The 26,099-nt window shown below is 61.9% G+C and carries 25 protein-coding genes and 1 riboswitch; of the genes, 18 read left to right on the forward strand and 7 right to left on the reverse strand.

Going from position 1 to position 26,099, the window contains the following annotated elements; all coding sequences use genetic code 11:
- A partial coding sequence (locus V7Q10_RS05350; protein WP_333868026.1) for an ABC transporter permease subunit occupies nt 1–956 on the forward strand: 956 nt, incomplete at its 5' end.
- Nucleotides 956–1,588, forward strand: coding sequence for an ATP-binding cassette domain-containing protein (locus tag V7Q10_RS05355; protein ID WP_442885825.1), 633 nt, complete (start codon nt 956–958; stop codon nt 1,586–1,588). The genes V7Q10_RS05350 and V7Q10_RS05355, both read left to right, overlap by 1 nt.
- Before the next feature lie 12 nt (nt 1,589–1,600).
- On the opposite strand, the gene tmpT is transcribed toward V7Q10_RS05355, so the two are convergent.
- From tmpT to V7Q10_RS05370, 3 genes are all read right to left on the reverse strand, one after another.
- Nucleotides 1,601–2,239, reverse strand: a complete 639-nt coding sequence (gene tmpT, locus V7Q10_RS05360) for a thiopurine S-methyltransferase (protein WP_333868028.1) — start codon at nt 2,237–2,239, stop codon at nt 1,601–1,603.
- A 67-nt stretch (nt 2,240–2,306) separates the two neighbouring features.
- Nucleotides 2,307–3,200, reverse strand: a complete 894-nt coding sequence (locus V7Q10_RS05365) for a sugar kinase (protein WP_333868029.1) — start codon at nt 3,198–3,200, stop codon at nt 2,307–2,309.
- Nucleotides 3,201–3,203: 3 nt separating this feature from the next.
- Nucleotides 3,204–3,902 (reverse strand): GntR family transcriptional regulator, encoded by a 699-nt coding sequence (locus V7Q10_RS05370; protein WP_333868030.1) that lies wholly within the window; start codon nt 3,900–3,902, stop codon nt 3,204–3,206.
- Nucleotides 3,903–4,007: 105 nt separating this feature from the next.
- Here V7Q10_RS05370 and uxaC point away from each other — a divergent pair, with 105 nt between their 5' ends.
- From uxaC to V7Q10_RS05430, 12 genes are all read left to right on the forward strand, one after another.
- Nucleotides 4,008–5,414, forward strand: coding sequence for a glucuronate isomerase (gene uxaC, locus V7Q10_RS05375; RefSeq protein WP_333868031.1), 1,407 nt, complete (start codon nt 4,008–4,010; stop codon nt 5,412–5,414).
- 28 nt (nt 5,415–5,442) lie between these two features.
- Nucleotides 5,443–6,420, forward strand: coding sequence for a TRAP transporter substrate-binding protein (locus V7Q10_RS05380; protein ID WP_333868032.1), 978 nt, complete (start codon nt 5,443–5,445; stop codon nt 6,418–6,420).
- 55 nt (nt 6,421–6,475) lie between these two features.
- The gene (locus tag V7Q10_RS05385) at nt 6,476–6,985 is read left to right on the forward strand and encodes a TRAP transporter small permease (RefSeq protein WP_333868033.1); all 510 of its coding nucleotides are present in this window, start codon (nt 6,476–6,478) and stop codon (nt 6,983–6,985) included.
- Nucleotide 6,986: 1 nt separating this feature from the next.
- Nucleotides 6,987–8,267 carry a TRAP transporter large permease gene (locus V7Q10_RS05390; protein ID WP_333868034.1) on the forward strand — a complete coding sequence of 427 codons (1,281 nt, stop codon included), beginning with the start codon at nt 6,987–6,989 and terminating at the stop codon, nt 8,265–8,267.
- A complete protein-coding gene (locus tag V7Q10_RS05395) occupies nt 8,267–8,572 on the forward strand; it encodes a cupin domain-containing protein (RefSeq protein ID WP_333868035.1) in 306 nt (101 codons plus the stop codon). Before V7Q10_RS05390 ends, V7Q10_RS05395 begins: the two co-directional genes overlap by 1 nt.
- Before the next feature lie 12 nt (nt 8,573–8,584).
- The gene (kduI, locus tag V7Q10_RS05400) at nt 8,585–9,409 is read left to right on the forward strand and encodes a 5-dehydro-4-deoxy-D-glucuronate isomerase (protein ID WP_333868036.1); all 825 of its coding nucleotides are present in this window, start codon (nt 8,585–8,587) and stop codon (nt 9,407–9,409) included.
- On the forward strand, nt 9,406–10,134 hold the full coding sequence (kduD, locus tag V7Q10_RS05405; RefSeq protein WP_333868037.1) for a 2-dehydro-3-deoxy-D-gluconate 5-dehydrogenase KduD: 729 nt from the start codon (nt 9,406–9,408) through the stop codon (nt 10,132–10,134). The genes kduI and kduD overlap by 4 nt, the downstream gene beginning before the upstream one ends.
- Nucleotides 10,112–11,536, forward strand: a complete 1,425-nt coding sequence (locus tag V7Q10_RS05410; RefSeq protein WP_333868115.1) for a mannitol dehydrogenase family protein — start codon at nt 10,112–10,114, stop codon at nt 11,534–11,536. The genes kduD and V7Q10_RS05410 overlap by 23 nt, the downstream gene beginning before the upstream one ends.
- Before the next feature lies 1 nt (nt 11,537).
- Nucleotides 11,538–12,689, forward strand: a complete 1,152-nt coding sequence (gene uxuA, locus V7Q10_RS05415; protein ID WP_333868038.1) for a mannonate dehydratase — start codon at nt 11,538–11,540, stop codon at nt 12,687–12,689.
- 99 nt (nt 12,690–12,788) lie between these two features.
- Nucleotides 12,789–13,220 carry a YeeE/YedE family protein gene (locus V7Q10_RS05420; RefSeq protein ID WP_394974050.1) on the forward strand — a complete coding sequence of 144 codons (432 nt, stop codon included), beginning with the start codon at nt 12,789–12,791 and terminating at the stop codon, nt 13,218–13,220.
- Complete coding sequence (locus V7Q10_RS05425) at nt 13,221–13,643, forward strand: DUF6691 family protein (protein ID WP_333868039.1); 423 nt, start codon at nt 13,221–13,223, stop codon at nt 13,641–13,643.
- Nucleotides 13,644–13,647: 4 nt separating this feature from the next.
- Nucleotides 13,648–15,372 (forward strand): SulP family inorganic anion transporter, encoded by a 1,725-nt coding sequence (locus V7Q10_RS05430; RefSeq protein ID WP_333868040.1) that lies wholly within the window; start codon nt 13,648–13,650, stop codon nt 15,370–15,372.
- 27 nt (nt 15,373–15,399) lie between these two features.
- Here the strand turns inward: V7Q10_RS05430 and V7Q10_RS05435 are convergent, their stop codons facing one another.
- The 3 genes from V7Q10_RS05435 to V7Q10_RS05445 are packed head-to-tail and all read right to left on the reverse strand — an operon-like array spanning nt 15,400 to nt 18,961.
- On the reverse strand, nt 15,400–16,200 hold the full coding sequence (locus V7Q10_RS05435) for a crotonase/enoyl-CoA hydratase family protein (protein ID WP_333868041.1): 801 nt from the start codon (nt 16,198–16,200) through the stop codon (nt 15,400–15,402).
- Between the two features lie 9 nt (nt 16,201–16,209).
- Complete coding sequence (locus V7Q10_RS05440; protein ID WP_333868042.1) at nt 16,210–17,829, reverse strand: AMP-binding protein; 1,620 nt, start codon at nt 17,827–17,829, stop codon at nt 16,210–16,212.
- 28 nt (nt 17,830–17,857) lie between these two features.
- Nucleotides 17,858–18,961: a glycine cleavage T C-terminal barrel domain-containing protein gene (locus tag V7Q10_RS05445; protein WP_333868043.1), complete on the reverse strand. Its 1,104-nt coding sequence runs from the start codon at nt 18,959–18,961 to the stop codon at nt 17,858–17,860.
- 117 nt (nt 18,962–19,078) lie between these two features.
- Between V7Q10_RS05445 and V7Q10_RS05450 the strand changes: the two genes are divergently transcribed.
- Nucleotides 19,079–19,948 carry a LysR substrate-binding domain-containing protein gene (locus V7Q10_RS05450; RefSeq protein ID WP_333868044.1) on the forward strand — a complete coding sequence of 290 codons (870 nt, stop codon included), beginning with the start codon at nt 19,079–19,081 and terminating at the stop codon, nt 19,946–19,948.
- Here the strand turns inward: V7Q10_RS05450 and V7Q10_RS05455 are convergent.
- The gene (locus V7Q10_RS05455) at nt 19,945–21,075 is read right to left on the reverse strand and encodes a HoxN/HupN/NixA family nickel/cobalt transporter (protein WP_333868045.1); all 1,131 of its coding nucleotides are present in this window, start codon (nt 21,073–21,075) and stop codon (nt 19,945–19,947) included. The genes V7Q10_RS05450 and V7Q10_RS05455 overlap by 4 nt on opposite strands.
- A riboswitch (cobalamin riboswitch) is annotated at nt 21,033–21,243 on the reverse strand. It overlaps the preceding gene by 43 nt.
- 196 nt (nt 21,244–21,439) lie before the next feature.
- Between V7Q10_RS05455 and V7Q10_RS05460 the strand changes: the two genes are divergently transcribed.
- From V7Q10_RS05460 to V7Q10_RS05470, 3 genes are read left to right on the forward strand one after another with little or no spacing between them, the layout of a single operon-like run.
- Nucleotides 21,440–22,891: a hypothetical protein gene (locus V7Q10_RS05460; RefSeq protein WP_333868046.1), complete on the forward strand. Its 1,452-nt coding sequence runs from the start codon at nt 21,440–21,442 to the stop codon at nt 22,889–22,891.
- A complete protein-coding gene (locus V7Q10_RS05465) occupies nt 22,891–23,667 on the forward strand; it encodes a hypothetical protein (RefSeq protein WP_333868047.1) in 777 nt (258 codons plus the stop codon). The genes V7Q10_RS05460 and V7Q10_RS05465 overlap by 1 nt, the downstream gene beginning before the upstream one ends.
- A complete protein-coding gene (locus tag V7Q10_RS05470; protein ID WP_333868048.1) occupies nt 23,657–25,975 on the forward strand; it encodes a sulfatase-like hydrolase/transferase in 2,319 nt (772 codons plus the stop codon). The genes V7Q10_RS05465 and V7Q10_RS05470 overlap by 11 nt, the downstream gene beginning before the upstream one ends.
- The last annotated feature ends 124 nt before the right edge of the window (nt 25,976–26,099 follow it).

Raw genomic sequence — 26,099 nt, forward strand, 5'->3', positions numbered from 1 at the left:
ACCCGGATCTGGCGATGGTCTATCCAGCCTCGGCGGCGGCGGTGCTGAGTGCGGCACTGGTGGCGCTGGTCTTGCTGGGCTGGGGACTGGCCGAGCGGGGGGTGGCGCGGGCGGGGCTGATCTGGCTGCGCCGGGGCGGGCGCGGGCGTGCAGAGGCGGGCGTGCTGCGGCTGGCCGCGGGCTTTGGCAGCGCCGTGCTGGGCTTGGGGATTGCAGCCCTTGTGGTGCTGCTGCTGTGGTCTTTCGCCTTTCGCTGGAGCTTTCCTGACCCGCTGCCCGAAAGCTGGAGCCTGCGGCTTTGGGCCAATCCGCAAGGCGGTTGGGGCCGCGCGGCGGGGTATACGCTTGGGCTGGGGCTGGCGGTGACAGCGCTTTGCCTGACGCTGGCGGTGGCTTGGCTTGAGGCCGAAGACCGCAGCCGCGCGCCAAGGGCTGCTTGGGCGACCGCGCTGATCTATCTGCCGCTGTTGCTGCCGCAGATCGGGTTTCTTTATGGGCTGAACCTTTTGTTTTTGCGCATGGGGCTGACGGGCGGTGTGGCGGCGGTGATCTGGGCGCAGGCTTTGTTCGTGTTTCCCTATGTGATGATTGCGCTGTCAGAGCCTTGGCGCGCGCTGGATCCAGCGCTGATCCGCACGGCGGCAAGCTTGGGGGCGGGGGCCAATCGGCGGCTGTTTTCGGTCAAGCTGCCCGCCCTTTTGGGGCCGATCTTGGTGGCCGCAGCGATTGGCTTTGCGGTTTCGGTGGCGCAATATCTGCCGACGCTGTTCATGGGAGCGGGGCGGATTGCAACGCTTGCGACCGAGGCGGTGACGCTGGCGTCTGGCTCTGACAGGCGGGTGGTTGGCACCTATGCGGTGCTGCAAGCGGCGCTGCCCTTTGCGGCTTATGGGCTGGCGCTGGCGGTGCCGCGCGTGCTTTATCGCAACCGGCGGGCTTTGCGGGGGGGGATGTGATGGCCTTGCAGATCGAGGCACTGACGATCAGCCCGCGCGGCGGGCCAGCGCTGTTTGCGCCGCTGACGCTGACGGTGGCACCTGCGGCGGTGGTCACGGTGATGGGGCCTTCGGGGGTGGGGAAATCGACGCTGCTGGATGCGATTGCCGGGCATTTGGCGCCGGGTTTTGTGCAAAGCGGGCGCATTTGGCTGGGCGGGCGCGATCTGACCACCCTGCCCGCCGAGGCGCGCGGCATCGGCATGATGTTTCAAGACGCGGTGATGTTTGGCCATTTGTCGGTGGGCGACAATCTGGCCTTTGGCTTGACCGCCGCACTGCGCGGGCGCGCAGCACGCCGCGCCGCTGTCGAGGCGGCCTTGCAGACGGCGGGGCTTGCGGGGTTTTACAACCGCGATCCCGCCACGCTTTCGGGCGGGCAGCGCGCGCGCGCGGCCCTAATGCGCACCCTGCTGGCCGAACCGCAAGCCCTGCTGCTGGACGAGCCCTTCTCTCGGCTTGATGCAGGTCTGCGCGCCGAGATCCGCAGCTTTGTCTTTGACCATGCCCGCGCCCGCGCCTTGCCGGTGTTGCTGGTCACCCATGACGGCGAAGATGCCGCCGCCGCAGCTGGGCCGGTGGTGCAGCTTTAGCGCTTCAGGGCTTTAGCGCTTTGGCGTCAGATGCCAGACCTGCTCGGAGGCAGCGCGGGCTTGCAGCCCACCCTTCGCAGGCTGATCCGCCAAGGCGCGGATGTCATAGCGCGCGCCATAAAGGCTTGTGACCTCTTGCCCTGAAACCGAAAACGGCGGGCCGGAAAAGCGGCTTTGGTCATAGGCAAAACAGATCAGCAACTGCGGCGCGCTTTGCGTCAGCGCGGTCAGATGGGCTGCGTAGCGCTGCCGCATCGCGGCGGGCAGCGCCACCAAGGCCGCGCGGTCATAGACCGCATCAATGTGCCCCAGCAGATCCGGCGTCAGCGCAAAGATATCGCCCGCAAAGACCGTCAGCCCATCGGCCTGATAGCAGCGCAACTCGCCCTGCTGGGTGATCGCAGGCACCACGCCCAGATCGGCAAACAGCTGATCGACGGCAAGCGGGCTTAACTCGGCCCCCGCCACTTGGATGCCTTGTGACAACAGCCAGCCGATGTCTTTGGTCTTGCCACAAAGCGGCAAAAACACCCGCGCTTGTGGCGCCAAGGCAAGGGCCTGAATATGCGCAAGCAACAGCGGGTTTTCTTGCGGCTCGTGAAAGCCGATCTGGTTTTGGCTCCACCGCGCGTGCCAAAAATCGGGATCCATCTTGCGGCCTTTCAAAGTTGAGGCCGGCAGAATGCGGCAGGCCAGCGCCAAAGACAAGATCGCCGGCCTAGGCCAGCGCCTGCTGTGCCAATGCGCCGCGGTATTGGATCACGCGGCCCGCAAGTGCCGCCCCCGCCGCAAGTGCCGCCTCGACCGGCTGACCGGCCAGCCAAGCGGTCAGAAAGCCCGCGTTAAAGCTGTCACCCGCTGCGGTGCTGTCAGTGACGCTTTGCACCGGGTCGGGGCTATGGGCATAGCTTTGGCCACCGATCTGCGCCAGCATCTGCGCAGCCCCATCCTTGACCACCACCGCCCGAGCCCCCGCGCCCAGATAACGCGCCAGCGTGGCTTGGCGGTCACCGTCGCCAAAATGCGCCGCCTCGTCGTCAAAGGACGCCAGCACAATGTCAGACAGGCCAGCAAAGCGGGTCAGGCAGGCGCGCATCTCAGCGTCGCTGGCCCAAAGCCTGCGCCGGATGTTGGGGTCAAAGGCAATCCGCGCCCCTGCCGCGCGCACCGCTTGCAGGGCCTGCGCCAGCCTGTCGCGCCCCTGCCCTTCAAGGATCGCCAGCGTAATGCCCGAAAACACCACCAGATCGGCCCCTGCAAAAGCCGCGTCCAGCGCAGCCGCATCCTCGGCCAAGCGGCGCGCGGCAGACTGGCTGCGCCAATAGGAAAAGCTGCGCTCGCCGTTTTGCAGCGAAATCATGTAAAGCCCAAGGCTGCGCTCGGGGATCACCCGCAGATGGGCGGTGCCAATCCCCGCCGCGGCCACAAAGCCCGAAAATTCGGCCGAGATCGCATCATCGCCTATCGCCGAGACGAAATCGGTTTGCCAGTCAGGCGCCAGCTTTTGCGCATACCATGCCATGTTGAAGGTATCGCCCGCAAAGCCGCGCCGATAAAGCCCGCCCTCGGGGGCAAGTTCGACCATCGCTTCGCCCACAAAAACCATCCGCATCGGCTAGCCCTCGTCCGAGAACCACGCGGCATTGGCCGCGCGCAGATCGGCGATGATGCCTTCGATCTGGCCCAAATGGGTGCGCAATTCCGCCACCGCCGCCTCGCCATCGCGCGCGCGCAGCGCGGCCAGAATGCGGATATGGCCTTCCATCGCGCGCGCAGAGCCTTCTGACAGCGACAGATAGCGCACGCGGTCGGTGTGGGCTTTGTTTTCGTGAATGGTCTCCCAGACAAAGCCGACGCCCGCGCCTTGGCACAGCAGATGATGAAAGGCGTCGTCCAAGCGGTGAAAGCGCGCGCGATCACCGCTTGCCACGGTCTGCTTTTGCTCGGCCAGATTGGCGTCAAGCTGCGCCAGCGCCTGCGCCGTCAGCCCTTGTGCTGCGCGGCGCATCACCTCGACCTCGATCGAGGTGCGCACAAAGCGCGCCCGCAGGATGTCTTGAATATGAATAGGGCTGACCTGCGTCGCCTTTTGCGGTTGGATCAGCAAAAACCCCAGCTTGGACAAGCGGTAAAACGCATCGCGCACCGGCTGGCGCGAGACATTCAGCTGCTTGGCAATCTCGGCCTCTGACATCTTGGTGCCTGGCGGCAAGGCCAGCGACAGCACTTGCTGATGCAGCACATCAAACACCTGATCGGCGATTGAAGCGCGGACCACCGGCTCGAGTGGGCTGAGCAAAGCGGTTTCAGACATGATGCCTCCTCTCATTAATGCTTGCATCAAACTAGCATATTAGTTTACCAGAATGCTAGTTGTGAATCACTTTAACCGATGCCTTAGATGACGGGAAGAGCCGCCTTGCCAAAATTGGACGCCGATAGATTGCTGCCGATCGACCCGCGCACGCGGGATCTGGCGCGCGGGCTTTACGACAGCGTCAAGGCCCTGCCGATTGTCAGCCCGCATGGCCATACCGACCCGCGCTGGTTTGCCGAAAACCTGCCCTTCCCCGATCCGGCCCAGCTGTTTGTCACCCCCGACCACTATGTGTTTCGCATGCTCTGCTCGCAGGGCGTGCAGCTCGAGTCGCTGGGGGTGCCGCGCGTCGATGGTGGGGCGGTGGAAACTGACGGCCGCAAGATTTGGCGGCTGTTTGCGCAGCATTACTACCTGCTGCGCGGCACACCTTCGTCTTTGTGGATCGACCATGCCTTTGCCGAGGTTTTTGGCCTGCAAGACCGCTTTGGCCCCGCCACGGCGGATGCGTTTTACGACCATATCGCCGATTGCCTGACCCGCCCCGAATTTCTGCCCCGCGCACTGTTTGAACGCTTTAACATCGAGGTTATCGCCACCACCGAAAGCCCGCTCGACGATCTGCGCTGGCACCGGATGATCGCGCAAAGCGGCTGGTCGGGCCGCGTGATCACTGCCTACCGCCCCGACGCGGTGGTTGACCCCGAATTTGCCGGATTTGCCGAGAATTTGGCGCAGTTTGGCGCATTGACGGGCGAAGATTGCAGCACCTGGACGGGCTATCTGGCAGCGCATCGCAAGCGGCGGGCCTATTTCATCGGCTTTGGCGCGACCTCTAGCGACCACGGCCACCCCACGGCACGCACAGAAAACCTGCCGCCCGCAGAAGCAGAGGCGCTGTTTGACCGCGTCAAGGGCGGGCAGGCCAGCGCCGAGGAGGCCGATTGCTTTCGCGGTCAGATGCTGACGGAAATGGCGCGGATGAGCCTTGATGACGGGTTGGTGCTGCAAATTCACCCCGGATCTGTGCGCAACCATTCGGGCGCGATGCTGGCGCGCTTTGGCCGCGACAAGGGCTTTGATATTCCCAGCCGCACCGATTACGTCCATGCGCTGCGCCCGCTACTGGATGCCTTTGGCACCGACCCGCGGCTGTCGATCATCGCCTTTACCTTGGATGAAACCACGCAAAGCCGCGAGCTTGCGCCCTTGGCGGGGGTTTATCCCGCGCTGAAACTGGGGCCACCCTGGTGGTTCTTTGATAGCCCCGAAGGCATGAAACGGTTTCGTCAAAACACCACCGAAACGGCAGGGTTTTATAACACTGTCGGCTTTAACGACGACACCCGCGCCTTTTGTTCGATCCCCGCGCGCCATGACGTCGCGCGCCGCGTGGATTGCGCCTACCTCGCTGAACTTGTCGCCACAGGGCGGCTGGCAGAAGACGAGGCCTATGAGGTCGCCTACGACCTTAGCTACAGCCTTGTAAAAAAGGCCTACCGGCTCTGAGAGAGCCTTTATTTGGGAGGAGAAAACTATGAAGATGAAGACCCTTATTGCAGCTTTGCTGTCGACGGCGGCCTTGGCTTCTGCGGCAAGTGCTTGCGAAGTCACTTTGCGCTCGTCTGACACCCATCCCGATGGCTATCCAACCGTGGAAGCGGTGAAGGCCATCGACAAAATGCTGCGCGAACGCACCGGCGACCGCGTTTGCATCGAGATCTTTGCCTCGGCCCAGCTTGGCGAGGAAAAAGACACCATCGAGCAGACCCAGTTCGGCGTGATTGATATGAACCGCGTCAGCCTTGGGCCGTTCAACAACATCATTCCAGAAACCCAAGTGCCGTCGCTGCCCTATATCTTCCGCTCGACCGAACATATGCACAATGTGATGGACGGACCCGTGGGCCAGCAGATCCTTGATGCCTTCGAGGCGCATGATCTGGTGGGTCTGGCGTTTTATGACGGCGGCTCGCGCAGCTTTTACAACAAGGAAAAGCCAATCACCTCGATCGCCGATATGGCTGGGATGAAATTCCGCGTCATGCAATCGGATATGTTCGTCGATATGGTCGCAGCGCTTGGTGCCAACGCAACCCCGATGCCTTACGGCGAGGTTTACTCCTCGATCCAGACCGGCGTTATCGATGGCGCCGAGAACAACTGGCCATCCTATGACACTTCGGGGCACTTTGAAGTCGCGAAATACTATACTCTGGACCAGCATTTGATCGTGCCAGAAGTTCTGGTGATGTCGAAAAAGTCCTTTGATAAGCTGAGTGCCGAAGATCAGGCCGCAGTCCGGCAGGCGGCCCGCGAGTCGATGCCGATCAACCGCGAGCTTTGGGCGGCCCAAGAAAAAATCTCGGAAGATAAAGTCATGGCCGCAGGCGTGCAGCTGATCAAAGACATCGACAAGACACCGTTTATCGAAGCCATGGTGCCGGTTTACGAAAAATATGTCACATCGGATGTCTTGAAGAAGATGGTCGCCGACATTCAAGCCACAAAATAAGCCAGCTTTTGGCCCGCGCAGATCTGCGCGGGCCTGCTTTTTCAAGGGAAATCATATGGAACGCGTGGCTTTGGCGACGGGGATCTTGGCGCGCGTAGCGCTTTGGGTGGCGGGCATTGGGCTTGTCCTGATGACGGTGATCATCGCAGCCCAAGTGTTTTTTCGCTACATTCTGAATTCAAGTCTGATCTGGTCCGAACCCGCTTCGGTGCTGATCATGGGCTGGTTTATCTTTCTAGGCGCCGCTGTCGGCATTCGCGAAGGCTATCACCTGTCGTTTGATGTGCTGCTTTATGTGCTGCCCAATACGGCCAAGCTGTGGCTTTACACGATTTCGGATCTGGCGGTCACGGGCTTTGGCGCGGGCATGCTGTGGTTTGGCGTGCAGTTGGCGCAAAATGCTGCGGGCCATAATGTGCCCTCTTTGGGCATTTCCGGCGCGTTTGATTTCCTGCCAGTAATCGCGGGCGGGGTGCTGGTGATGTTATTCTCGATCGAACGCATTGCCCGCCGCGCCGCTGGCCTTCCGACCGCGCGCTTTGGCGAAACCGAGATGGAGAGCTAGCATGGAACTTTGGGTGCTTTTTGGCAGTTTCAGCTTTTTGTTGCTGATCGGCACGCCGGTGGCCTTTTGTCTGGGGATTTCCAGCTTTGCCACGGTGGTCTATCTGGGGCTGCCGCCGGTGGTGGTGTTTCAGCGGTTGAATTCGGGGGTTTCGGTCTTTGCGCTGATGGCAATTCCCTTCTTTATCTTTGCTGGCGATCTGATGGTCCGCGGCGATATTGCGCGGCGTCTGGTGGCGCTGGCGGGCGCGATGGTCGGGCATTTGCGCGGCGGTTTGGGGCAAGTGAACGTGCTGGCCAGCGTGATGTTTGGCGGGGTCTCGGGCTCGGCTGCGGCGGATGCAAGTGCGGTGGGCGGGCTGATGGTGCCGCAGATGAAGGCGCGCGGCTATGATGTCGATTACGCGGTGAACCTGACGGTGGTCGGCTCGATCATCGCGCTGATGATCCCGCCCAGCCATAATATGATCATCTATTCGATCTCGGCAGGCGGCAAAATCTCGATCGCCGATCTGTTCACGGCGGGGATTATTCCGGGGCTGATCTTGGCACTAAGCTTGATGATCGCGGCCTATTTCGTCGCCAAAAGCCGCGGCTATCCGACCGAGGCTTTTCCGGGTTGGGCGGCCTTGGGGCAGATTTTCACCTCGGCGGTGCCGGGGCTTATTCTGATCTTGATCATCTTTGGCGGCGTACGTTCGGGGATATTCACCGCCTCGGAATCTTCGAATATCGCGGTGGTCTATGCCGCATTGATCACGTTTTTTGTCTATCGCTCGCTTAGCTGGCATGACTTTGTCGAGGCCACCTTTGCCGCCGTGCGCACCACTGCGATGGTGTTGATGGTGATCGGCTGTGCGGCGTCTTTTGGCTGGCTTTTGGCCTATACCCGGGTGCCGGCGCAGATGGTGGCGATGCTGCAAGGCGTGTCGGACAATCCGATTGTGATTTTGTTGCTGCTGAATGTGGTGCTGCTGATCCTTGGCACCTTTATGGATATGTCACCGCTGATCGTGATCACCACGCCGATTTTCCTGCCCGTCGCACAAGCCTTTGGTGTGGATCCGGTGCATTTCGGAGTGATCTTGATCTTGAACCTTGGCATCGGGCTTTGCACGCCACCAGTGGGGGCGGTGCTGTTTGTCGGCTGCGCGGTGGGGCGCATTCCGATTTCGCAGGCGATGCGCACGATCTGGCCGTTTTATGGCGCGGCCGTGGCGACCTTGCTGATGGTCACCTATGTGCCTGCGCTATCGCTTTGGCTGCCGTCGTTGTTCCACTGATGCGCGCGCCGATTGTTCCCACAGCCGAAGGGGTGACGCGGCAGGTTTTGGCACAAAACCCGGCGCTGATGCTGGTGGAGTTTCGCTTTGCAACCGGGGCCATCGGCGCACTGCATCAACACCCGCATGTGCAGGCAAGCTATGTGCAGTCGGGCCGCTTTCGCTTTACCCGCGGCGATGAGGTGGTCGATCTTGCCGCGGGCGACAGCCTGATGATCGCGGCCCATCAACCGCACGGCTGCCTCTGCCTTGAGGCTGGCGTGCTGATCGACAGCTTTGCGCCGATGCGCGAAGATTTTCTTTGAAAGGAAGCCGTTATGCTGACCGTTGAGACCCGCTATGCGATTGATCCGGCCTCGGCCAAGGCGCTGGACACCACGGGCCTGCGGGCGCATTTTCATGCAGGTGGTCTGTTTGCGGCGGGGCAAATCCGGCTGATCTATAGCCATTATGACCGCATGATTGTGGGGGCGGCGGTGCCGGATGGCGCGGATCTGCTGCTCGATCATGTCAAGGAATGCGGCACGGCTTCGGTGTTGGATCGGCGCGAGATGGCGGTTTTGAACGTCGGCGGCGCGGGCGTGGTTTCGGCTGCAGGCGTTGACTATGCGATGGGCAAGGGCGATGTGGTTTATCTGGGGCTGGGCTCTGGCCCGGTGCGGTTTTCGGGCGCGGGGCGGTTTTATATTCTGTCAGCGCCAGCCCATGCCGCCTATCCGGCGCGGCTGATCACGATCAAAGACGCGAAATCCTTTCGCACCGGCGCGCCCGAGACCGCAAATGACCGCACCATCTTTCAGTTTGTCCACCCCGAGGTGATGCAAAGCTGTCAGCTGGTGATGGGCTACACCCAGTTTCACGGCGGATCGGTTTGGAACACCATGCCCGCCCATCTGCATGATCGGCGGATGGAGGCCTATCTTTACTTCGACCTCGACCCGGCCCAGCGGGTATTTCACATCATGGGGGCTCCGCAAGAAACCCGCCATCTGGTGGTGGCCAATGAAGAGGCGGTGATCTCGCCACCTTGGTCGATCCATTGCGGTGCAGGTACCGGCAGCTATTCGTTTTGCTGGGCGATGGCGGGCGATAACACCGATTACCGCGATGTCGATATGGTGGCGATGGAGGCGCTGCGGTGACGCTGTTTTCGTTGCAGGGCAAGCGCGCACTGATCACCGGCGCCAACACCGGCATCGGCCAAGCCGTTGCGCTGGGGCTTGCGCAGGCGGGGGCCGAGCTGATCTTGGCTGGCCGCACGCACCCCGAAGCGACCTTGGCGCTGATCCCAAAGGCGCAGGTCTTGGCGTTGGATTTCAGCGACCCGCTGGCCGCGCGCGACGCCTTTGCGGGCCAAGCGGTTGATATTTTGGTCAATAACGCAGGCATCATTCGCCGCGCCGATGCGGTGGATTTCAGCGAAGACGATTGGGACGCGGTGATCGACACCAACCTGAAGGCGCAGTTCTTTACCGCCCAAGCCTTTGCCCGCGCGATCTTTGCCCGCAAGGCAAGCGGCAAGATCGTCAATATAGCCTCGCTGTTGTCGTTTCAGGGCGGCATTCGGGTGCCGTCTTATACCGCGTCAAAACATGGGGTTGCCGGGCTGACCAAGGCGCTTGCCAATGAATGGGCGGCGCGGGGCATCAACGTCAATGCGATTGCACCGGGCTATATTGCCACCAATAACACCGCAGCCCTGCGCGCCGATCCGGCCCGCAACGCTGCAATTTTAGACCGCATCCCCGCAGGGCGTTGGGGCGAGGCCAGCGACATCGCCGGCGCTGCGGTTTTCCTTGCGTCGGCTGCGGCAAACTATATCCACGGCGCGGTGCTGAATGTCGATGGAGGCTGGCTTGCAAGATAGGGTGACACGCAGGGCGGGTTTGCGGCCAGCGGTTGGCATTGTGCATCTGGGCCTTGGCGCGTTTTTCCGCGCGCATGGGGCGATTTATGTGGCCGAAGCCATGGCGGCCTCGGGCGGCGATTGGGGCATTCTGGCGGCAAGCCTGCAATCGGCGGGCATGCGCGACAGGCTTGCGCCGCAAGGCTTTGCTTATACAGCGCTTGAGGCTGGCCCCAAAGGCGATACCGCGCAGATCGTTGATGTGATTGAAAATATCCTTGTCGCCCCCGAAGACCCTGCGGCGCTGCTGGCGGCTATGGCCGATCCTGCGGTGCGCATTGTCAGCCTGACGGTGACAGAGAAAGGCTATTGCCACCTGCCCGCCAGCGGCGCGCTGAACTTTGACCATCCCGATATTGTGCAGGATTTGGCGAACCCGCTGCCGCGCTCGGCGATTGGCTATTTGGTGCGGGCCTTGGCCCTGCGCCGCCAAGCGGGGGTGGCGCCCTTTACCCTGCTGTCTTGCGATAACCTGCCGCATAATGGTGCGGTGCTGCGCGGCGTGGTTTTGCAGTTTGCCCGCGCGCTTGACGCCGATTTGGCCGATTGGATCGCCCAAAACGCGCGCTTTCCCGCCACGATGGTTGACAGGATCGTGCCTGCGACCAAGCCCGAGGATCTGGCGCGGGTGACCACGGCCACGGGCCTGCTGGATGCCGCCCCGGTGATCCATGAACCCTTTCGGCAATGGGTGATCGAGGATGATTTTGTAGGCGGCGCGCGGCCCGATTTTGCCGCCGTCGGCGTGCAGATGGTCAGGCATGTCGCGCCTTTCGAGCTGATGAAGCTGCGGATGCTGAACGGCACGCATTCGGCCCTTGCCTATCTGGGCTATCTGGCGGGGTTCGAGACCATCTCGGACACCGTCGCCGACCCCGATTTTGCCGCCTTCGCGCAGCTGCTTTGGGCCGAGATCACGCCGGTGCTGACCCCGCCGCAAGGCGTCGAGCTGCAAGCCTATGCGGCGGCCTTGCTGGCGCGCTATCAAAACCCCGCGATCCGGCACCGCTGCTGGCAAATCGCGATGGATGGCAGCCAAAAGCTGCCGCAGCGGATTTTGGGCACCATGGCCGAGGCCAAGGGCGATTGCCCCGGTCTGGCTTTGGCGGTGGCGGGCTGGATGCGCTATGTCTCGGGCCGCGATGAGGCGGGGGCTGCGATCGAGGTCAAAGATCCGATGGCCGCAGCTCTGCATCTGGCAGCCAATAGCGCCGATCCGGTGGGCGCGCTTTTGGCAGAGCGCGCGGTATTCTCGGCCGCCCAAGCCGCCCAGATTGACCCGATCCTGCGCCGCAGCTATGCGCAATTGCATCGCTTGGGCGCGCGGACAGCTGTGACCCAAACTCTGACAAGGAACGCGTAAGATGATCGAAAGCTGGCGCTGGTTTGGCCCTTTGGATGCCATCACCCTGCCCGAAATCGCCCAGACCGGTGCGACTGGGATCGTGACCGCCCTGCACGAGATCAGCTATGGCGAGGTCTGGCCGCGCGAGGCGATTGCGGCGCGCCGCGCCATGATCGAGGCTGCGGGTTTCACTTGGGAGGTGGTCGAAAGCCTGCCGATCCACGAGCGGATCAAACGCGGCGAGGGCGATCTGGCACCGCTTTTCGCCAATTACCGCGACAGCCTGCGCAATTTGGCGGCCGAGGGCGTCAAGGTGATCTGTTACAACTTTATGCCGCTGCTGGATTGGACCCGCACCGACCTTAAGGCCCCCGTAGCCGGTGGCGGGGCCTGTTTGCGCTTTGAGGCCTATAAGATGGCGGCCTTCGAGATCAATATGTTGGGCCGCGCCGAGGCAGAGGCCGATTATCCCGCCGCGGTGCGCGCGCGCGGGGCGGCTTGGTTTCAATCTGCCGATGAGGCCACGCGCGAAGGTCTGCTGCATGCGATCATGTCGGGCCTGCCCGGGGCCTATGACCGCTATGACATCGCAGGGCTGCGCGCGGCGCTAAAGCTTTATCAGGGCATTGGCCGCGACGAGCTGCGCGCCAATTACAAACGCTTTTTGCAAGAGGTGGTGCCTTGTGCCGCCGAATTGGGCATGCGGCTTTGCGTGCATCCCGACGATCCGCCGCGCGATATTCTGGGGCTGCCGCGCATTGTCTCGACTGCCGAAGATATCGCTTGGGTCCTGGCAGCGGTGGATGATCCGGCCAATGGCTTGACGCTGTGTTCGGGGTCATTGGGCGCCAATCCGGCCAATGATGTGCCCGCGATTGCCCGCCGCTTTGCCGATCGGATCTGGTTCGCGCATCTGCGCAATGTGCGCAAAGAGCCCGATGGATCCTTTGAAGAGGCAGCCCATCTGGACGGCGACACCGATATGGTGGCGCTGATCGCGGCGCTGCTGGCGGCCGAGGCAGGGCGCGATACCCCCCTGCCGATGCGCCCCGATCACGGCCATGATCTTTTGGCCGATATTGGCCGCGCCACCCATCCCGGCTATCCGCTGATCGGGCGGATGCGCGGGCTGGCGGAATTGCGCGGTGTGGCGCGGGCGTTGCGGAAATAATATTCCCACATTCATCTTTATAGATGTAATTTCAGTCCTATCTGTCTTAGCCTGTGCCGCAACGCGCATCAGGCGCGAAAGACCGAGAGGAGTGTCGCTTTGGAAACCGCATTTACGCCGCTGCAATCGCTGTTTGGCGGCAGCTTGATTGGCCTGTCGGCCGTGCTTTTGATGTTGACCTTGGGTCGCGTCATGGGGGCCACTGGCATTTTGGCTGGCGTCTTCGCGCCTGCCTCGCAAAAAGACTGGCTGTGGCGGGTCGCTGTGATCCTTGGCATGATGACCGGGCCTTGGGTGGTGTTTCTGGCTACGGGCAAGATGCCGGTGGTCGAGGCCGAGATGAGCCATAACGCGCTGGTTGTGGGCGGGGTTTTGGTGGGCATTGGCGTGACTTTGGGGGCGGGCTGCACCTCGGGGCATGGGGTCTGCGGGCTGGCGCGGATGTCGCCACGCTCTTTGGTGGCCGTGCTGGTTTTCATGGGATTTAGCGTCGCCACTGTCTATGTGCTGCGCCATGTGGTGGGGGCATAAATGCGTCTGATCGTAACCTATCTTATCGGCGTGATCTTTGGCACCGGCATTGCGGTGGCGGGCATGGCAAACCCTGCCAAGGTCTTGAATTTCTTTGACATCACCGGCACTTGGGACCCAAGTCTTGCCTTTGTGATGGGCGGCGCGCTGGCGGTGACCTTTGTGGGCTACCGGCTGGTTCTGCCCAAGGGCATGCCGCTGTTTGACAGCACATTCACGCTGCCCACCAGCCGCGTGATCGACGCGCGGCTGATCGGCGGCGCTGCGATTTTTGGCATTGGCTGGGGCATCACCGGATTTTGTCCGGGCGGCGCGCTGCCTGCCCTTGGCACCCTGCTGCCCGAGGTTTGGACCTTTATCGCCGCAATGGCGCTGGGAATGGTCGCCACCTCTTTTGTGACCGAGAAGAAAAAGAAAGCCTAACGTTATGAATTTCCGCCCCTTGCTGCGCTATTTGCCCATTCTAGACTGGGGCAAAACCTATTCGCGCGCCAGCCTGTCGAATGATCTGGTCGCGGCGCTGATCGTCACCATCATGCTTATTCCGCAATCTTTGGCCTATGCCATGCTTGCGGGTCTGCCGCCCGAGGCGGGGATCTATGCCTCGATCCTGCCGATCATGCTTTACGCGGTCTTTGGCACCAGCCGCGCGCTGGCGGTGGGGCCGGTGGCGGTGGTGTCGCTGATGACGGCGGCGACGATTGGCAAGGTGGCCGAGGCGGGCACGGCAGATTATGCCACGGCCGCACTGACGCTTGCGCTGTTGTCGGGGCTGATGCTGCTGGCCTTGGGGGTGTTTCGGCTGGGGTTTATCGCGAATTTTCTGTCCCATACGGTGGTGTCTGGTTTCATCACCGCCTCGGGCCTGTTGATCGCGATGAGCCAGATGAAGTCGATCTTTGGCGTCAAGGCCGAGGGCGAGACTTTGGTGCAGGTGCTGCCGTCGTTTCTGTCGCATCTGGGCAATACCAGCCTGATCACGCTGGCGATTGGCGGCTCGGCGACGGCGTTTTTGTTTTGGGTGCGGCGCGGCGGGCTAAAGGCGCTGCTGCTGGCGCGCGGCTGGCGAGGAAAATCGGTCGAGGTGGCGTCAAAGGCGGGGCCCGTGGCTGCGGTTGTGGTCACCACCCTGCTGGCTTGGGGGTTTAATCTGGGCGAGCATGGCGTGTCGATTGTGGGCAGCGTGCCACAGCAATTGCCGCCGCTGACACTGCCTTCGTTTTCGCCAAAGCTGATTGGCGATCTGTTGCTGCCGGCGCTGCTGATCTCGATCATCGGCTTTGTGGAATCGATCTCGGTGGCGCAAACCTTGGCCGCGAAAAAGCGGCAACGTATTGTGCCGGATCAGGAATTGATCGGGCTTGGCATGGCCAATATCGGGGCGGCCTTTACCGGCGGCTATCCGGTGACGGGGGGATTTGCGCGCTCGGTGGTGAATTATGATGCGGGGGCCGAGACGCCAGCGGCGGGGGCCTTTACCGCCGTTGGTCTGGCGATTGCTGCCGTGGCGCTGACGCCTTTGGTCTATTACCTGCCCAAGGCGACGCTGGCGGCCACGATCATTGTGGCGGTGCTGAGCCTTGTGGATTTCTCGATCCTGACGCGGGCTTGGGCCTATTCCAAGGCCGATTTCGCCGCCGTGCTGGTGACGATTTTGGCGACCTTGGGCTTTGGGGTTGAGATCGGGGTTTCGGGCGGGGTGCTGATCTCGTTGCTGCTGTTTCTTTACAAAACCTCGCGCCCGCATGTGGCCGAGGTGGGGCTGGTGCCGGGGACCGAGCATTTTCGCAACATCAACCGCCATGCCGTGCTGACCGATCCGGCCGTGGTGACGCTGCGGGTGGATGAGAGCCTGTATTTCGCCAATGCGCGGTTTCTTGAGGATTACATGCTGAACCGCGTTGCCGCCAATTGCCCGGTGCGGCATGTGATCTTGATGTGCGGCGCGGTGAACGAGATCGACCTTTCGGCACTAGAGGCACTAGAGGCGATCAACACCCGCTTTATCAGCATGGGCGTAGGCTTTCATCTGTCCGAGGTGAAAGGCCCGGTGATGGACCGGATGCGCGGCAGCGAGCTGTTGGCGCATCTGAACGGGCGGGTGTTCTTGACGCAGTATCAGGCTTGGACCGCGCTGACCAAGCCCGCTTAGGGCTTGGTCGCGGCAGCCAAGCGGGCCCTATTCGGGCCGAATGCGCGCCGCGGTGCCTTTGGCAAAGGCGTCAAGCCTGTCGCGGGCTGCGGGCTGGGTGTTGACCACGCCCGCCACCACCGCCTCGGCATAAGAGGCGTCAAAGGCCGACATATTGCCCATATGGCTGATCGCCGAGCAGATGGCGAAATTGGTCAGCGGCAGGTTTTGTGCGGCTTTGCGGGCCAAGCCCAGCGCCACCGCAAAGCTGTCCTCTACCAGATATTGCGCAAGGCCTACGTCAATCGCCTCTTGCCCCTTATAGACGCGGCCGGTCAGCATCATGTCGATCATCCGCGCCTTGCCCACCAGACCTGCCACGCGAATGGTGGCGCCGCCGCCGGTGAACAGCCCGCGCTGCCCCTCGGGCAAGGCGAAATAGGTCGAAGCATCGGCAACGCGCACATGCGCCGAAGACGCAAGCTCTAGCCCGCCGCCCACTACAGCGCCCTTTAGCGCTGCAATCACCGGCACGCCGCCATATTCCATTTTGTTAAAAGCCTCGTGCCAGCGCATGCACAGATGCATGAATTCGGCAGGCGAGCGGTCGGCCTTATGGTGTTCCACCAGATCCAGCCCGGCGCTAAAGTGATCGCCATTGGCCGCCAGCACCACCGCCCGCACCCCCGCGCGCGGGATGGCCGAAAACAGCGTCACCAATTCTTCGATCGTATCGGCATTCAGCGCGTTGCGCTTGGCCGCACGGTCCAGCGTCATCACCAAAACGCCGTCCTCGTGCAGATCAAGCGTCAGGTTTTTGGTGCCAAAGCCCAGAATATCAAGCGTCATAGCATGTCCTTATGCGTCGAGTGGGCCAAGATCGCGGGCCATGTTGCGCAGGATAAATTTCTGCACCTTGCCAGTCGAGGTCTTGGGAAGTTCGGCGAAAATCACCGATTTAGGGGTTTTAAAGCCCGCCAGATGGCTGCGACAAAAGCCGATGATCTCGGATTCGGTGACCGCCGCGTCATCGCGCAGCTCGACAAAGGCGCAGGGCACCTCGCCCCAGCGTTCATGCGCGCGCGCCACCACAGCGGCGGCTTTGATCGCGGGGTGACGGTACAGCACCGCCTCGACTTCGACCGAAGACACATTCTCGCCGCCCGAGATGATCACATCTTTCAGCCGGTCGCGAATTTGCACATAGCCATCGGGGTGCAGCACCGCCGCATCGCCCGACCAGAACCAGCCGCCCTTAAAGGCTTCGGCCGTAGCTTCGGGGTCTTTGTAATAGCCCTTCATCACGGTGTTGGCGCGAATGCCGATCTCGCCTTGGGTGACACCATCGGCGGGCACATCCAGCCCGGTGGCGCGGTCGACCACGCGGATCGGTTCGACCATCGGAAAGGCCACGCCCTGCAACGCCTGCTTTTCCGCCTGCTGCGAGATCGGCAGATCGGACCAAGGCGCTTGCCACAGGCATTGGCTGATATGGCCATAGGTTTCGGTCAGCCCGTAAACCTGCATCACCTCGAGCCCCAGTTTGGCGGCCTTTTCCAGCACGGCGGGCGGCGGTGGCGCGCCTGCGGTAAAGGCCTTGATCGGCGGGGAAAACCCGTCGGGCGGGGCGGCGGGGCTTTCGCACAGCATCTGCAAGATGACAGGGGCCGCCCCCAAATGGGTGACGCCGAATTCGGTCATGGTGGCCAAAAGCCCCGCAGGCGACATATCGCGCGCAAACACCAGATGCGCGCCGACAATCGCCATCGCCCAAGGGTGGTTCCAGCCGTTGCAATGAAACATCGGCACCACCGACAGATAGGTCGGATGCGCAGGCAAGGCCCAGCCCGCCACCGTGCCCAGCGCCATCAGATAAGCGCCGCGATGGTGATAGATCACCCCCTTGGGCCGCCCCGAGGTGCCAGAGGTATAGTTCAGCGCCAAGGCCTGCCATTCATCCGCAGGCAGCGCCCAAGCCGCGGGCGGGCCTGCGGCCATGGATTCGTAATCAGCCTCGCCAAAGCCTGGCCCCGCGGGGTCGGCGATATCGACCACCGGCAAGACCTTATCGTTGATCGCAAAGGCCTCGCGCAGCAGGGGCGCAAGGCTGGCATCGGCAAAGACCATGCGGCTGTCGGAATGGTCAAGGATATAGGCGACGGTTTCAGCCTCGAGCCGGGTGTTGATCGCGTTCAGCACCGCCCCCGCCATGGGCACGGCGTAATGCAGCTCGAACATCTCGGGCCGGTTGGGCGACAAAACCGAGACGGTATCGCCCAAACCGATGCCGCGCGCGCGCAAGGCTGCGGTGACAGCGGCCACCCTTGCCCCCACCTGCGCCCAGCTGCGGGTGACGCCCTGATAGCTGGTCGCGGGCAGCGGCGCATAGACGCTTGCCGCGCGCTCTAGAAACGAGATCGGCGACAGCGGCACGAAATTCGCCGGCGTTTGTGGTGCAGCTTCATAATGCGCGCGCATGGTGGTCCCCCCCTTGGCAGGCCGTTGCTTAAAGGAACGGCAGCTCGACCAGTGTAGCCGAAACCGGCCCCTTGTCGCGCATTACTTCGACCGTCTGCCCGACCTTTGCGTCAACCGAAACAAGCGCATAGCCGATATTGGCGTGAATGCGCGGCGACCAGACGCAATTGGTCATCATGCCGATGATCTCGCCCTCCAGCCGAATATCTTCGCGCCGAAAGCCCAGCGGCTCGGGGATGCCGCCGTCCAGCACCAGCCCCAACTGATGACGCTTGATGCCCTCGGCCTTGATCCGGCGCAGGGCTTGGATGCCAACGACATCATCGGCCACATCCAGATCGACGTATTTGCCCAGACGCACCTCGAAGGGATTGGTCATATCGTCGGTATCGCCGCCAACCGAGACCAGACCGCTTTCGGTGCGCTCTGCCGTGGCGGGGGCACCGGGGCCAATGCCCCAAGGCTGGCCCGCCTCTTTGAAGATATTCCACAGCCGCGTGCCTTGGGTGCCGTCTTTCAGATAAATCTCGAACCCGCCCTGCTTGGACCACCCCGAGCGTTGAACCGCCACGGGAATGCCTTCGATTTCGGTTTCCTTGAACCAGAAATATTTAAGCCCACGCACCCAATCGCCCATCACATGCGCCACCACATCTTCGGCCATCGGGCCTTGCAGCGCCATCGGCGAGACGTCGGGTTCCGAGATCTGCACATCCAAGCCGCGCTCGGCCGCAATGGCAGAGGCCCAGAACCACACGTCGCTGTCGGCGATCGACAGCCAGTAAAGATCTTCGTCCAGTTTCAGCAAGATCGGGTCATTGATGATGGTGCCACGGTGGTTGCACAACGGCACATATTTGCCCTGCCCGACCTGACATTTCGACAGATCACGCGGCGACAGGATCTGCGCCAGTTTACCCGCGTCTGGGCCCTTTAGCTGCACCTGCCGCTCGACCCCGACATCCCATTGCGACACGCCATTGATCAGCCGCCAATATTCCGCCGCCGGATCGCCGTAAGAGGTCGGCATGATCATGCGGTTGTAGATCGAGGCGGCGGTCATGCCCTCGGCGACAGCGCTTTCGTAAAACGGCGAAGGGCGCAGGCGGGCGGTTGGAAAGACGGAAAACATCGGCAGAGCTCCAAGTGAATTTCGCCCCAGATGAGGCCGCTGGCGGGGTCTGGTCAAATGATGTATTCAGCGCCAATGCCCCTACAAAAGGTTATGGCTGGGTTTGGAGTTTGCACGATGATCACTGATCTGCCGCCACTGACATGGTTGCGCGCCTTCGAGGCCGCGGCCCGCTCGCGCAGCTTTACCCATGCCGCGGCAGAGCTGCATCTGACGCAAGCGGCAATATCCAAACATGTCAAAGCCTTAGAACAGCATCTGCGCCAGCCTTTGTTCATTCGCCATGCCAGATCGCTGGAACTTACCAAATCGGGCGAGGCCTATCTGCCGTCGGTGCAAGACGCGCTGGAACGCTTGGCTGCGGGCACGCGCGAGGTGTTTGGCCCGCGCCGCACCGGAGTTTTGACGCTGCGCTGTGCGGTGGCCTTTGCGGTCAACTGGCTGGCGCCGCGCTTGCCTGCGTTTTTGGACGCCAACCCCGACATAAACCTGCGGGTGATCTCGACAGTTTGGAATGGGCCTTTTGACAATGACGCCTTTGATCTGGACATCCAATACGGGCGCGGTGATTGGGCGGGTTTCACCAGCCACCGCCTGACGCAAGAGACGATTACCCCAGTTTGCGCCCCCGATCTGCGCCTGAAAAGCCCCGACGATCTGCGCGACCAGCGCTTGTTGCATGTGCTGGGCTATCAAGAGGGTTGGGGGCTGTGGTTAAAGGCGGCGGGGGCCAGCGGGGTCGATGCAGGCAAAGGCCTGCAATTGGACAATTCGCTGACCGCTTTGGCGCTGGCGCGGCAGGGTGGCGGGGTGGCCTTGGGCCGCGCCTCGCTTGCCGCTGCGGATCTGGCCGAAGGGCGGCTGATCGCGCCCTTTGATCTGGCGCTGGCGTCCGCCGAAGGGTTTCATCTGTTGCAGCCCAGCCTTGGCAAGGGTCATGCCAAGGCGGGCCGCTTTGTCGATTGGATCCGGGCAGAGGCGGCTTAAACCTCGTCGTAACGCCGCAGCTTGTAGATCGCCATCGAGGCCAGCCAGCCAAAGATGAACAGCCCGATGATGCCATAGCCCAAAAGGCCAAAGTTTTCATTCAGCCCTGCGACACCGTCCCAGAACATACCGCCCAGCCCCAGCTTTTCTTGTAAAAGCCCAAGCGTTTCAATGCCCCCCACCAGCACAGCGACCGAAACCGACAGCGAGGTGATGGTGAGGTTGTAGAAAATCTTACGCATCGGTTTTTGAAACGCCCAGCCATAGGCGCCCAGCATCAAGATGCCGTCGATGGTATCCACCAAGGCCATGCCGGCGCAAAATAGCAGCGGAAAGATCAGGATCGCCCAATGCGACAGCCCGTCGCTGGCGGTTGCCGCCGAGATGCCCAAAAGGCTGACCTCGGTGGCGGTGTCAAAGCCAAGGCCAAACAGCAGCCCCAGCAAATAGATCTTCCAACCGCGATCCATCAGTCCAAACAGCCGCCGGAACCCGCGCGCCATCATGCCGCCGCCTGCGGTCATCAGGCTCATTTCGCCCTCTTCCAGCCTGCCTCCCGCCTTGACGCGTTTGAAATTGCTCCAGGTGGTGCGCAGGGCTGCGAAATTCATCGCCGCAATCGCAAACAGGAACGAAGCCGAGATCAAGGTGCTGATTATCCCGCCCATCTCGCGGTATTGGCTGAAAGAGCCTTCCAAGGCCTTGGCGGTAAAGGCCACCACCACCGTAAGCGCGACCACAGTGGTCGAATGCCCCAGCGAGAAATAAAGCCCCACCGAGACCGGACGCTGGCCCTCTTGCATCAGCTTGCGGGTGATATTGTCGACCGCCGCGATATGATCGGCGTCAACCGCATGGCGCAGACCAAAGCTATAGGCCAACAAGGATGTGCCGATCAGCAGCGGATGGCCGGCAAAGGCCACGAAAGCCACGCCCCAAGCCATAATATTAAAAACTATCAGAAAACTTATCATCAACACGACATTCCGCTTTAACTGCGGCGTCGCGGAATCGAAGATCCGGTTCAGCATCGTCATCACTTTCTTCGCGGCACCGCCCGTGCGCGAAACAAGGCCCCAAAGGACCGACCACAGGGTGACGGGCAGGTCTCCTGGCTCGCGGGTCATCCCACCTGCCCCACCTTCCCGGTTTCCCAGTGGCTTTGTGGACAGACAGTCGCCGCTTACAGTTGCGGGGGCAGCTGCGGATTGGGCCCCGATTGGGTCGTCCCTACCGCATTCCCTATTAATCCAGCAGGCTGCGCCTCGCATGGAACCAGTCAGAAACCTGTGTAGCTTGCGGGGTTCGGACTTGTCTAGCGGGGAAAGCGACCTGTTTGCGCGCGCCGCCGCCAAAACCGCGAGAGCGGCATTTGTGTCAAGATTGGTAACCAATTCGAAACAGAGCCGCGTCAAGACTTGACCAAAGCAAGGCTTCACGCAAAAACCAAAGCGTAAACGGCCGAAATGCCGAATAGGATAGTTGAGACCCATGCCAGTGACCGACCCCAAGACCGCGCCACAGGGCGACGCGCCCGCGCAGGGCGTGTTGATCAGGGCCGAGAATGGCGATGTGGTTGGCTTTGACGAAACCGGCCTGACGCTGCGGCTGTCAGATCGAGTGATTGCCGATTTGCGGCGACGTTTGGGCTTGCCTTTGACCGTCGAGCCGCAGGCAGCCCAGCTTTTGGGTGATATCGATGCTTGGGGTCTGCGCCAGATTGGCGATTGGCTGCATTTCACCGCAAGGTTGGAACCCGACCGACCGCCGCGCGATTTTCGCAAACCGCTGGATGGCGGCGACATCATCGCCGATGCAATTGGCCCTTTGCAAGCGATCCTCAGCATCGGCGGCGCACGACGTGCGGGCTTTAACAACGGCCCTCCCAGCTTTGCCTATCACATTCTGGCCCCTGCTGATGACATCTTTTCGGTCGGGCTTGAGGGCACGGATGAGGCGCATCCGGTCGCGGGTCTGCAACGCCTGCCCCATTGCAGCCGTGATGCGCTGACAGCCCAAGCCTTGTTGCAGATGCGCTATGAGGCGATGCAGGCGCTGCCCCTAATGCTGGTGCGGGCCGAGACGGATAATTCCGCCAGCCTCGAGGCTTTGATTGGCGGGCAGGCCTATGTGAACTTTCTCGCAGCGCTCGATTCGCTGAATTTGGCCGCCGCAAGCTTGGGCAAGCCCGCGCGGGTGCTGGCGGTGGCGATTGATCTGTCGCTGGAAGACCAGCTTGGCGCGCCTGACAGCAAACTTGTGGCGCTGCGGCGGCTGATGGCGCGGATCGAGGCCGATATGGCGGCGCGCGGCCTGCATCGGCCAACGTTTCTGCTGACAGCCGAGGCAGGCACCCAGCATCTAAGCCGACATCCAATGATCTTGGCGCATGCGGCTTTGGCTTGGGCGCATGGGCCGCACCGTGTGGCGCTGCCAGCACCGGGCTATATGTTTGAACAGACCCGATTTGCCCGCCCCACCCCTGCTGCGCGCATCCGTATGGCCGAGATGGACGCCTATGCGATTTCGGCCTTGGCGCGGCGGCAAGACTGGCGCTGCCCGCAGATCTTGCTGGCCGAGGTGATGGGGCGCACGCTGCGCGTCACCTGCCGCGCGATGGGCAATCTGGTGCTGGACGATCGCTTGGGCGCGGGGCCGGCGGGCGGCTTTCGTATTGAAACCAGCGGCAAGCCCGTGGCGATTACCGCGCTGCGCATCGCCGAGGATGACCCGCAGGCGTTGATCCTGACGCTGGACCGCGCGCTGACGGGCAAGGCCGATCTGGCCTATGCTTACGGCGCGCCAACGCCTTCTAGCGATGCTTTTCCCGCCAATCGTGGCGGATTGCGCGACGGCTGGTCCGCCCCCAGTCGGGCCGAGGGCGGCGCGCTGCATCGCTGGGCTCTGCCCGCGCTGATTCCTATTCATCAAGGGGTCTGGTGATGGTGATCTTCTATCCGGGCATGCTGCCCGCAGGCGTCTTGATTGACGCCGATTTCACCCCGCCCCCGGCGCCGGTGGTGATCGCGCCAAAACCGCTTGGCCCGCCTGCCCCGATCTGGTTTTCTACCCGCGACGCTGACAGTCTAGAGTTTACCAGCGCCAGCCGGGTCACCGGCTGGGCCGCCTGCGCCCCCAGCACCGCGCGCGCGCGGCCTGTGGGCTTTAACAAGGACGGCACTGGCTGGGATGCAGCCAGCCAATCGCTTGATTTCGTAGAAAAAACCCATGGCGGGCTTTGTGTTGCTGATGCGATTTCTGATGGCCGCTGCTTTAGCCTTGGGCTGATCTATACACCGCCGCCCAAGCGGGATGCGCAAACCCTGCTTAGTCTGCAAGCGCGCGAGGATGAGAGCTATGCGTTTCTCTCGGCGGAAAGCGGCTTTATCCGCTTTGGACTGAAGGGCGGCGAAGCCAGCCTGCATCTGCCAGACCCGCAGCGGCTGACGCTTTTGCTGTTGTCTTCGGATGGGCAGCGGGTGCGGATGAGCGCGAACCGCGATCTGGCGATTTCGGTGGCTTGCGCCCTGCCCGCCGCGCCGCTGGATCTGTTCTTGGGCTGTCGGGGGGGCAGTCGCAGCCTGCTGGGCAAATTAGGCAGCTTTCAGGCCAGCGATCTGCTGATCTGGCCTGATCAAGACGTATTGGCGGGCGAGGTTGCCCGCGCGCCCGAAGCCGCCCTTTCGCTGTGGCAAGAAAGGCTTCGCAATGGCAACTAAGACCAAATCTCGCGTCGCAGCCTTTGACCGCGCTGCGGCCGAGGCCAGCAATATCTGTGTGATCTGGATCGACGATATGATCGACATTTTCACATGGCGCGATGCTTTTGGCGTGACCATCCAAACCCCGAATATTGATCGGCTGATGGCCGAGGGCACGCGTTTTGCCAATGCCTATGCCACCATCCCGCTCTGCGCGCCCTGTCGGGCCGAGCTGACCACGGGCTTGTCGCCATTTCGCACCGGACTGGTAGATCTGAACCGGTTTTGGCGCGATGTGCTGCCCCCCACGGCGGCTTGGCAGTTTGATCTGCGCCGCGCGGGCTTTCGCACCTTTACCACCGGCAAGACCGACGCAAATTATCGCCCGATGCCAGAAGAGTATCGCCGCGTGCTGTTTCATGAAGATGTCTTGGCCGAAGATGCGGGCCGTCGCGGGCCGCTGACCGAATATCTTGACCGCGGCCCCGGCATTGCGGGGGTGAATGGGCCAAATGACGATGGCTCGGCCGATGCGACCTTTTACGATTATAGCGTGGCGCAAAACGCCATCGACTATCTGGGTCGCGCCGATCCTGCGCGGCGGCATCTGATCCAGCTTGGCTTTAAGCACCCGCATTACAATCTGGTTTGCCCGGATCGGTTTTATCAGATGTATGATGCAGCCGCGATCACCTGGCCTGCCAGCGCGCATCCCGATGATTTTACCGGGCCGCAACCCGGCATGGCGGTTTACGAGCTGGCCTATATCGTCAACGGCGCTTGGACGCCTGAAAAGGCCGGCGATGAAGGCTGGCGGCAGGTGGTGCGCGGCTATTTTGCGGCCTGTAGCCATGTTGACCACGAAATCGGCCGCTTTATGCAGGCCTTGCGGGCGTCAAAACTGGGCGATTGCACGACGGTGGTGCTGCTCTCGGACAATGGCTTTAACCTTGGCACCCACGACAGCTTTCACAAAATGAGCCAATGGGACAGCGCGGCCCATGTGCCCTTGGGGATCTGGCACGCCGGCATGACCCCGCAAGTGATTGATCTACCAGTGTCTTTGCATAATCTGCCCAAGACTATTCTGGATCTGGCAGGCCTGCCAGCGCGGCCTGAGTGGACCTCGGGGCAATCACTTTTGCCGCTGATAAATGCAGATTTCGGCAGCTTTGACCGCAGCAAATCGCCGCTGACGGCGGTGTTTGGCACGCTGTCGGTGCGCCCTTCCACCGAAGGGCTGACGCAATATCGCTATTTCCGCTATCCGAACGGCGAAGAGCATATTTATGATGTCGTCGCCGATAAGGGCGAGACGACCAATCTGATCGGCTGCGCTGACACCCAAGCCCTGCGCGACGAGCTGGTCGCGGCGGGTGCCCATATCGGCCTTGATCTGCGCGGGCTTGAACGGCCTGACAGCGGCATCTCGGCGATGATGGCGATGGACGGGATGGTGGTGTTGCAGGGCGGTTTTGCCGACACCCAAGTCTGGGCTTACGGTCAGGCCGCCGAAGCCGTGCGGGTGACCGAAGCCACCTATGACACGCTGTTTTATCTGGCAGGCCCTGATGGCTATAGCCTGAAAGTGCCGGCAGGCATCAATGTGGTAAAAATGGCCACCGTGGTTGCGCGCAATGAAACCGAAAGCGAGATCGGCAAGGCGGTGCGGATTGTGGCGCATCCTGACAGCGCGATTGAATTTGAAGCCTCGGAACGGGTTTCGGTGCATGTCACCGGCAGCCGTGGCGATGATGTTATGGTTGGCCCTGTCTATGCAGGAGCAGTGTTTGAAGGCGGTGCGGGCAATGATCTTTTGGTCGCGGCCTCGATGCGGCGCAATGACGATCATGCGTTTTATGGTGGGGCGGGCAATGACACCCTGCGCGGCGGAAATGGCCGCGACACGCTGGACGGCGGGCCGGGGGATGACGAGATCTACGGCGGCGACGGCTTTAACACCATCTATGGCGGGCCGGGGAATGATAAGATTTTCGACGGCGACCACAGCTCGACCATCCACACCGGACCAGGGCGCAACGAGGTCACTTCGGGCGCTGGGGCGGATCAGTTCTTTGTGGGGCCAGGCGAAAATCGCATCACCGGCGGCGAAGGCGGGGTAACCTATCATGTTGCTTGGGGCGGCGTCTTGACCATCACCGACCTGCGCGACGGCGATACGATTTCGCTGGCAAGCTGGCCGATCGCACCCAGTTATCATCAAGAGAGCGACCGCATCATCATCTCGGGCGGGCTCAGTTTCATCGAGGTGCTGAACATCTGCGATATCGCGGCGGTGCAGGCCATGGTGATCGGACGCAGTTAGCCTTGCCGCAAAATTGCCCCATTGTTGCCATTCAGGCGACAATGACCAAGGGCACTTTGGCGCGCAGCCCAAAGCCTTTTGTGATCGTGTTGTAAGTGGAAATGCAGTGCCCCTGACCCAAAGC

This window comes from Cypionkella sp., assembly GCF_036782355.1.
Lineage (GTDB): Bacteria > Pseudomonadota > Alphaproteobacteria > Rhodobacterales > Rhodobacteraceae > Cypionkella.

What these genes read in the sequence shown, in the direction of transcription:
- V7Q10_RS05355 (WP_442885825.1), top strand. Translation starts at nt 956, where the DNA reads ATGGCCTTGCAGATCGAGGCACTGACGATCAGCCCGCGCGGCGGGCCA.
- tmpT (WP_333868028.1), bottom strand. Translation starts at nt 2,239, where the DNA reads ATGGATCCCGATTTTTGGCACGCGCGGTGGAGCCAAAACCAGATCGGC.
- V7Q10_RS05365 (WP_333868029.1), bottom strand. Translation starts at nt 3,200, where the DNA reads ATGCGGATGGTTTTTGTGGGCGAAGCGATGGTCGAACTTGCCCCCGAG.
- V7Q10_RS05370 (WP_333868030.1), bottom strand. Translation starts at nt 3,902, where the DNA reads ATGTCTGAAACCGCTTTGCTCAGCCCACTCGAGCCGGTGGTCCGCGCT.
- V7Q10_RS05380 (WP_333868032.1), top strand. Translation starts at nt 5,443, where the DNA reads ATGAAGATGAAGACCCTTATTGCAGCTTTGCTGTCGACGGCGGCCTTG.
- V7Q10_RS05385 (WP_333868033.1), top strand. Translation starts at nt 6,476, where the DNA reads ATGGAACGCGTGGCTTTGGCGACGGGGATCTTGGCGCGCGTAGCGCTT.
- V7Q10_RS05390 (WP_333868034.1), top strand. Translation starts at nt 6,987, where the DNA reads ATGGAACTTTGGGTGCTTTTTGGCAGTTTCAGCTTTTTGTTGCTGATC.
- V7Q10_RS05395 (WP_333868035.1), top strand. Translation starts at nt 8,267, where the DNA reads ATGCGCGCGCCGATTGTTCCCACAGCCGAAGGGGTGACGCGGCAGGTT.
- kduI (WP_333868036.1), top strand. Translation starts at nt 8,585, where the DNA reads ATGCTGACCGTTGAGACCCGCTATGCGATTGATCCGGCCTCGGCCAAG.
- V7Q10_RS05410 (WP_333868115.1), top strand. Translation starts at nt 10,112, where the DNA reads ATGGAGGCTGGCTTGCAAGATAGGGTGACACGCAGGGCGGGTTTGCGG.
- uxuA (WP_333868038.1), top strand. Translation starts at nt 11,538, where the DNA reads ATGATCGAAAGCTGGCGCTGGTTTGGCCCTTTGGATGCCATCACCCTG.
- V7Q10_RS05425 (WP_333868039.1), top strand. Translation starts at nt 13,221, where the DNA reads ATGCGTCTGATCGTAACCTATCTTATCGGCGTGATCTTTGGCACCGGC.
- V7Q10_RS05430 (WP_333868040.1), top strand. Translation starts at nt 13,648, where the DNA reads ATGAATTTCCGCCCCTTGCTGCGCTATTTGCCCATTCTAGACTGGGGC.
- V7Q10_RS05435 (WP_333868041.1), bottom strand. Translation starts at nt 16,200, where the DNA reads ATGACGCTTGATATTCTGGGCTTTGGCACCAAAAACCTGACGCTTGAT.
- V7Q10_RS05440 (WP_333868042.1), bottom strand. Translation starts at nt 17,829, where the DNA reads ATGCGCGCGCATTATGAAGCTGCACCACAAACGCCGGCGAATTTCGTG.
- V7Q10_RS05445 (WP_333868043.1), bottom strand. Translation starts at nt 18,961, where the DNA reads ATGTTTTCCGTCTTTCCAACCGCCCGCCTGCGCCCTTCGCCGTTTTAC.
- V7Q10_RS05450 (WP_333868044.1), top strand. Translation starts at nt 19,079, where the DNA reads ATGATCACTGATCTGCCGCCACTGACATGGTTGCGCGCCTTCGAGGCC.
- V7Q10_RS05455 (WP_333868045.1), bottom strand. Translation starts at nt 21,075, where the DNA reads ATGACCCGCGAGCCAGGAGACCTGCCCGTCACCCTGTGGTCGGTCCTT.
- V7Q10_RS05460 (WP_333868046.1), top strand. Translation starts at nt 21,440, where the DNA reads ATGCCAGTGACCGACCCCAAGACCGCGCCACAGGGCGACGCGCCCGCG.
- V7Q10_RS05465 (WP_333868047.1), top strand. Translation starts at nt 22,891, where the DNA reads ATGGTGATCTTCTATCCGGGCATGCTGCCCGCAGGCGTCTTGATTGAC.
- V7Q10_RS05470 (WP_333868048.1), top strand. Translation starts at nt 23,657, where the DNA reads ATGGCAACTAAGACCAAATCTCGCGTCGCAGCCTTTGACCGCGCTGCG.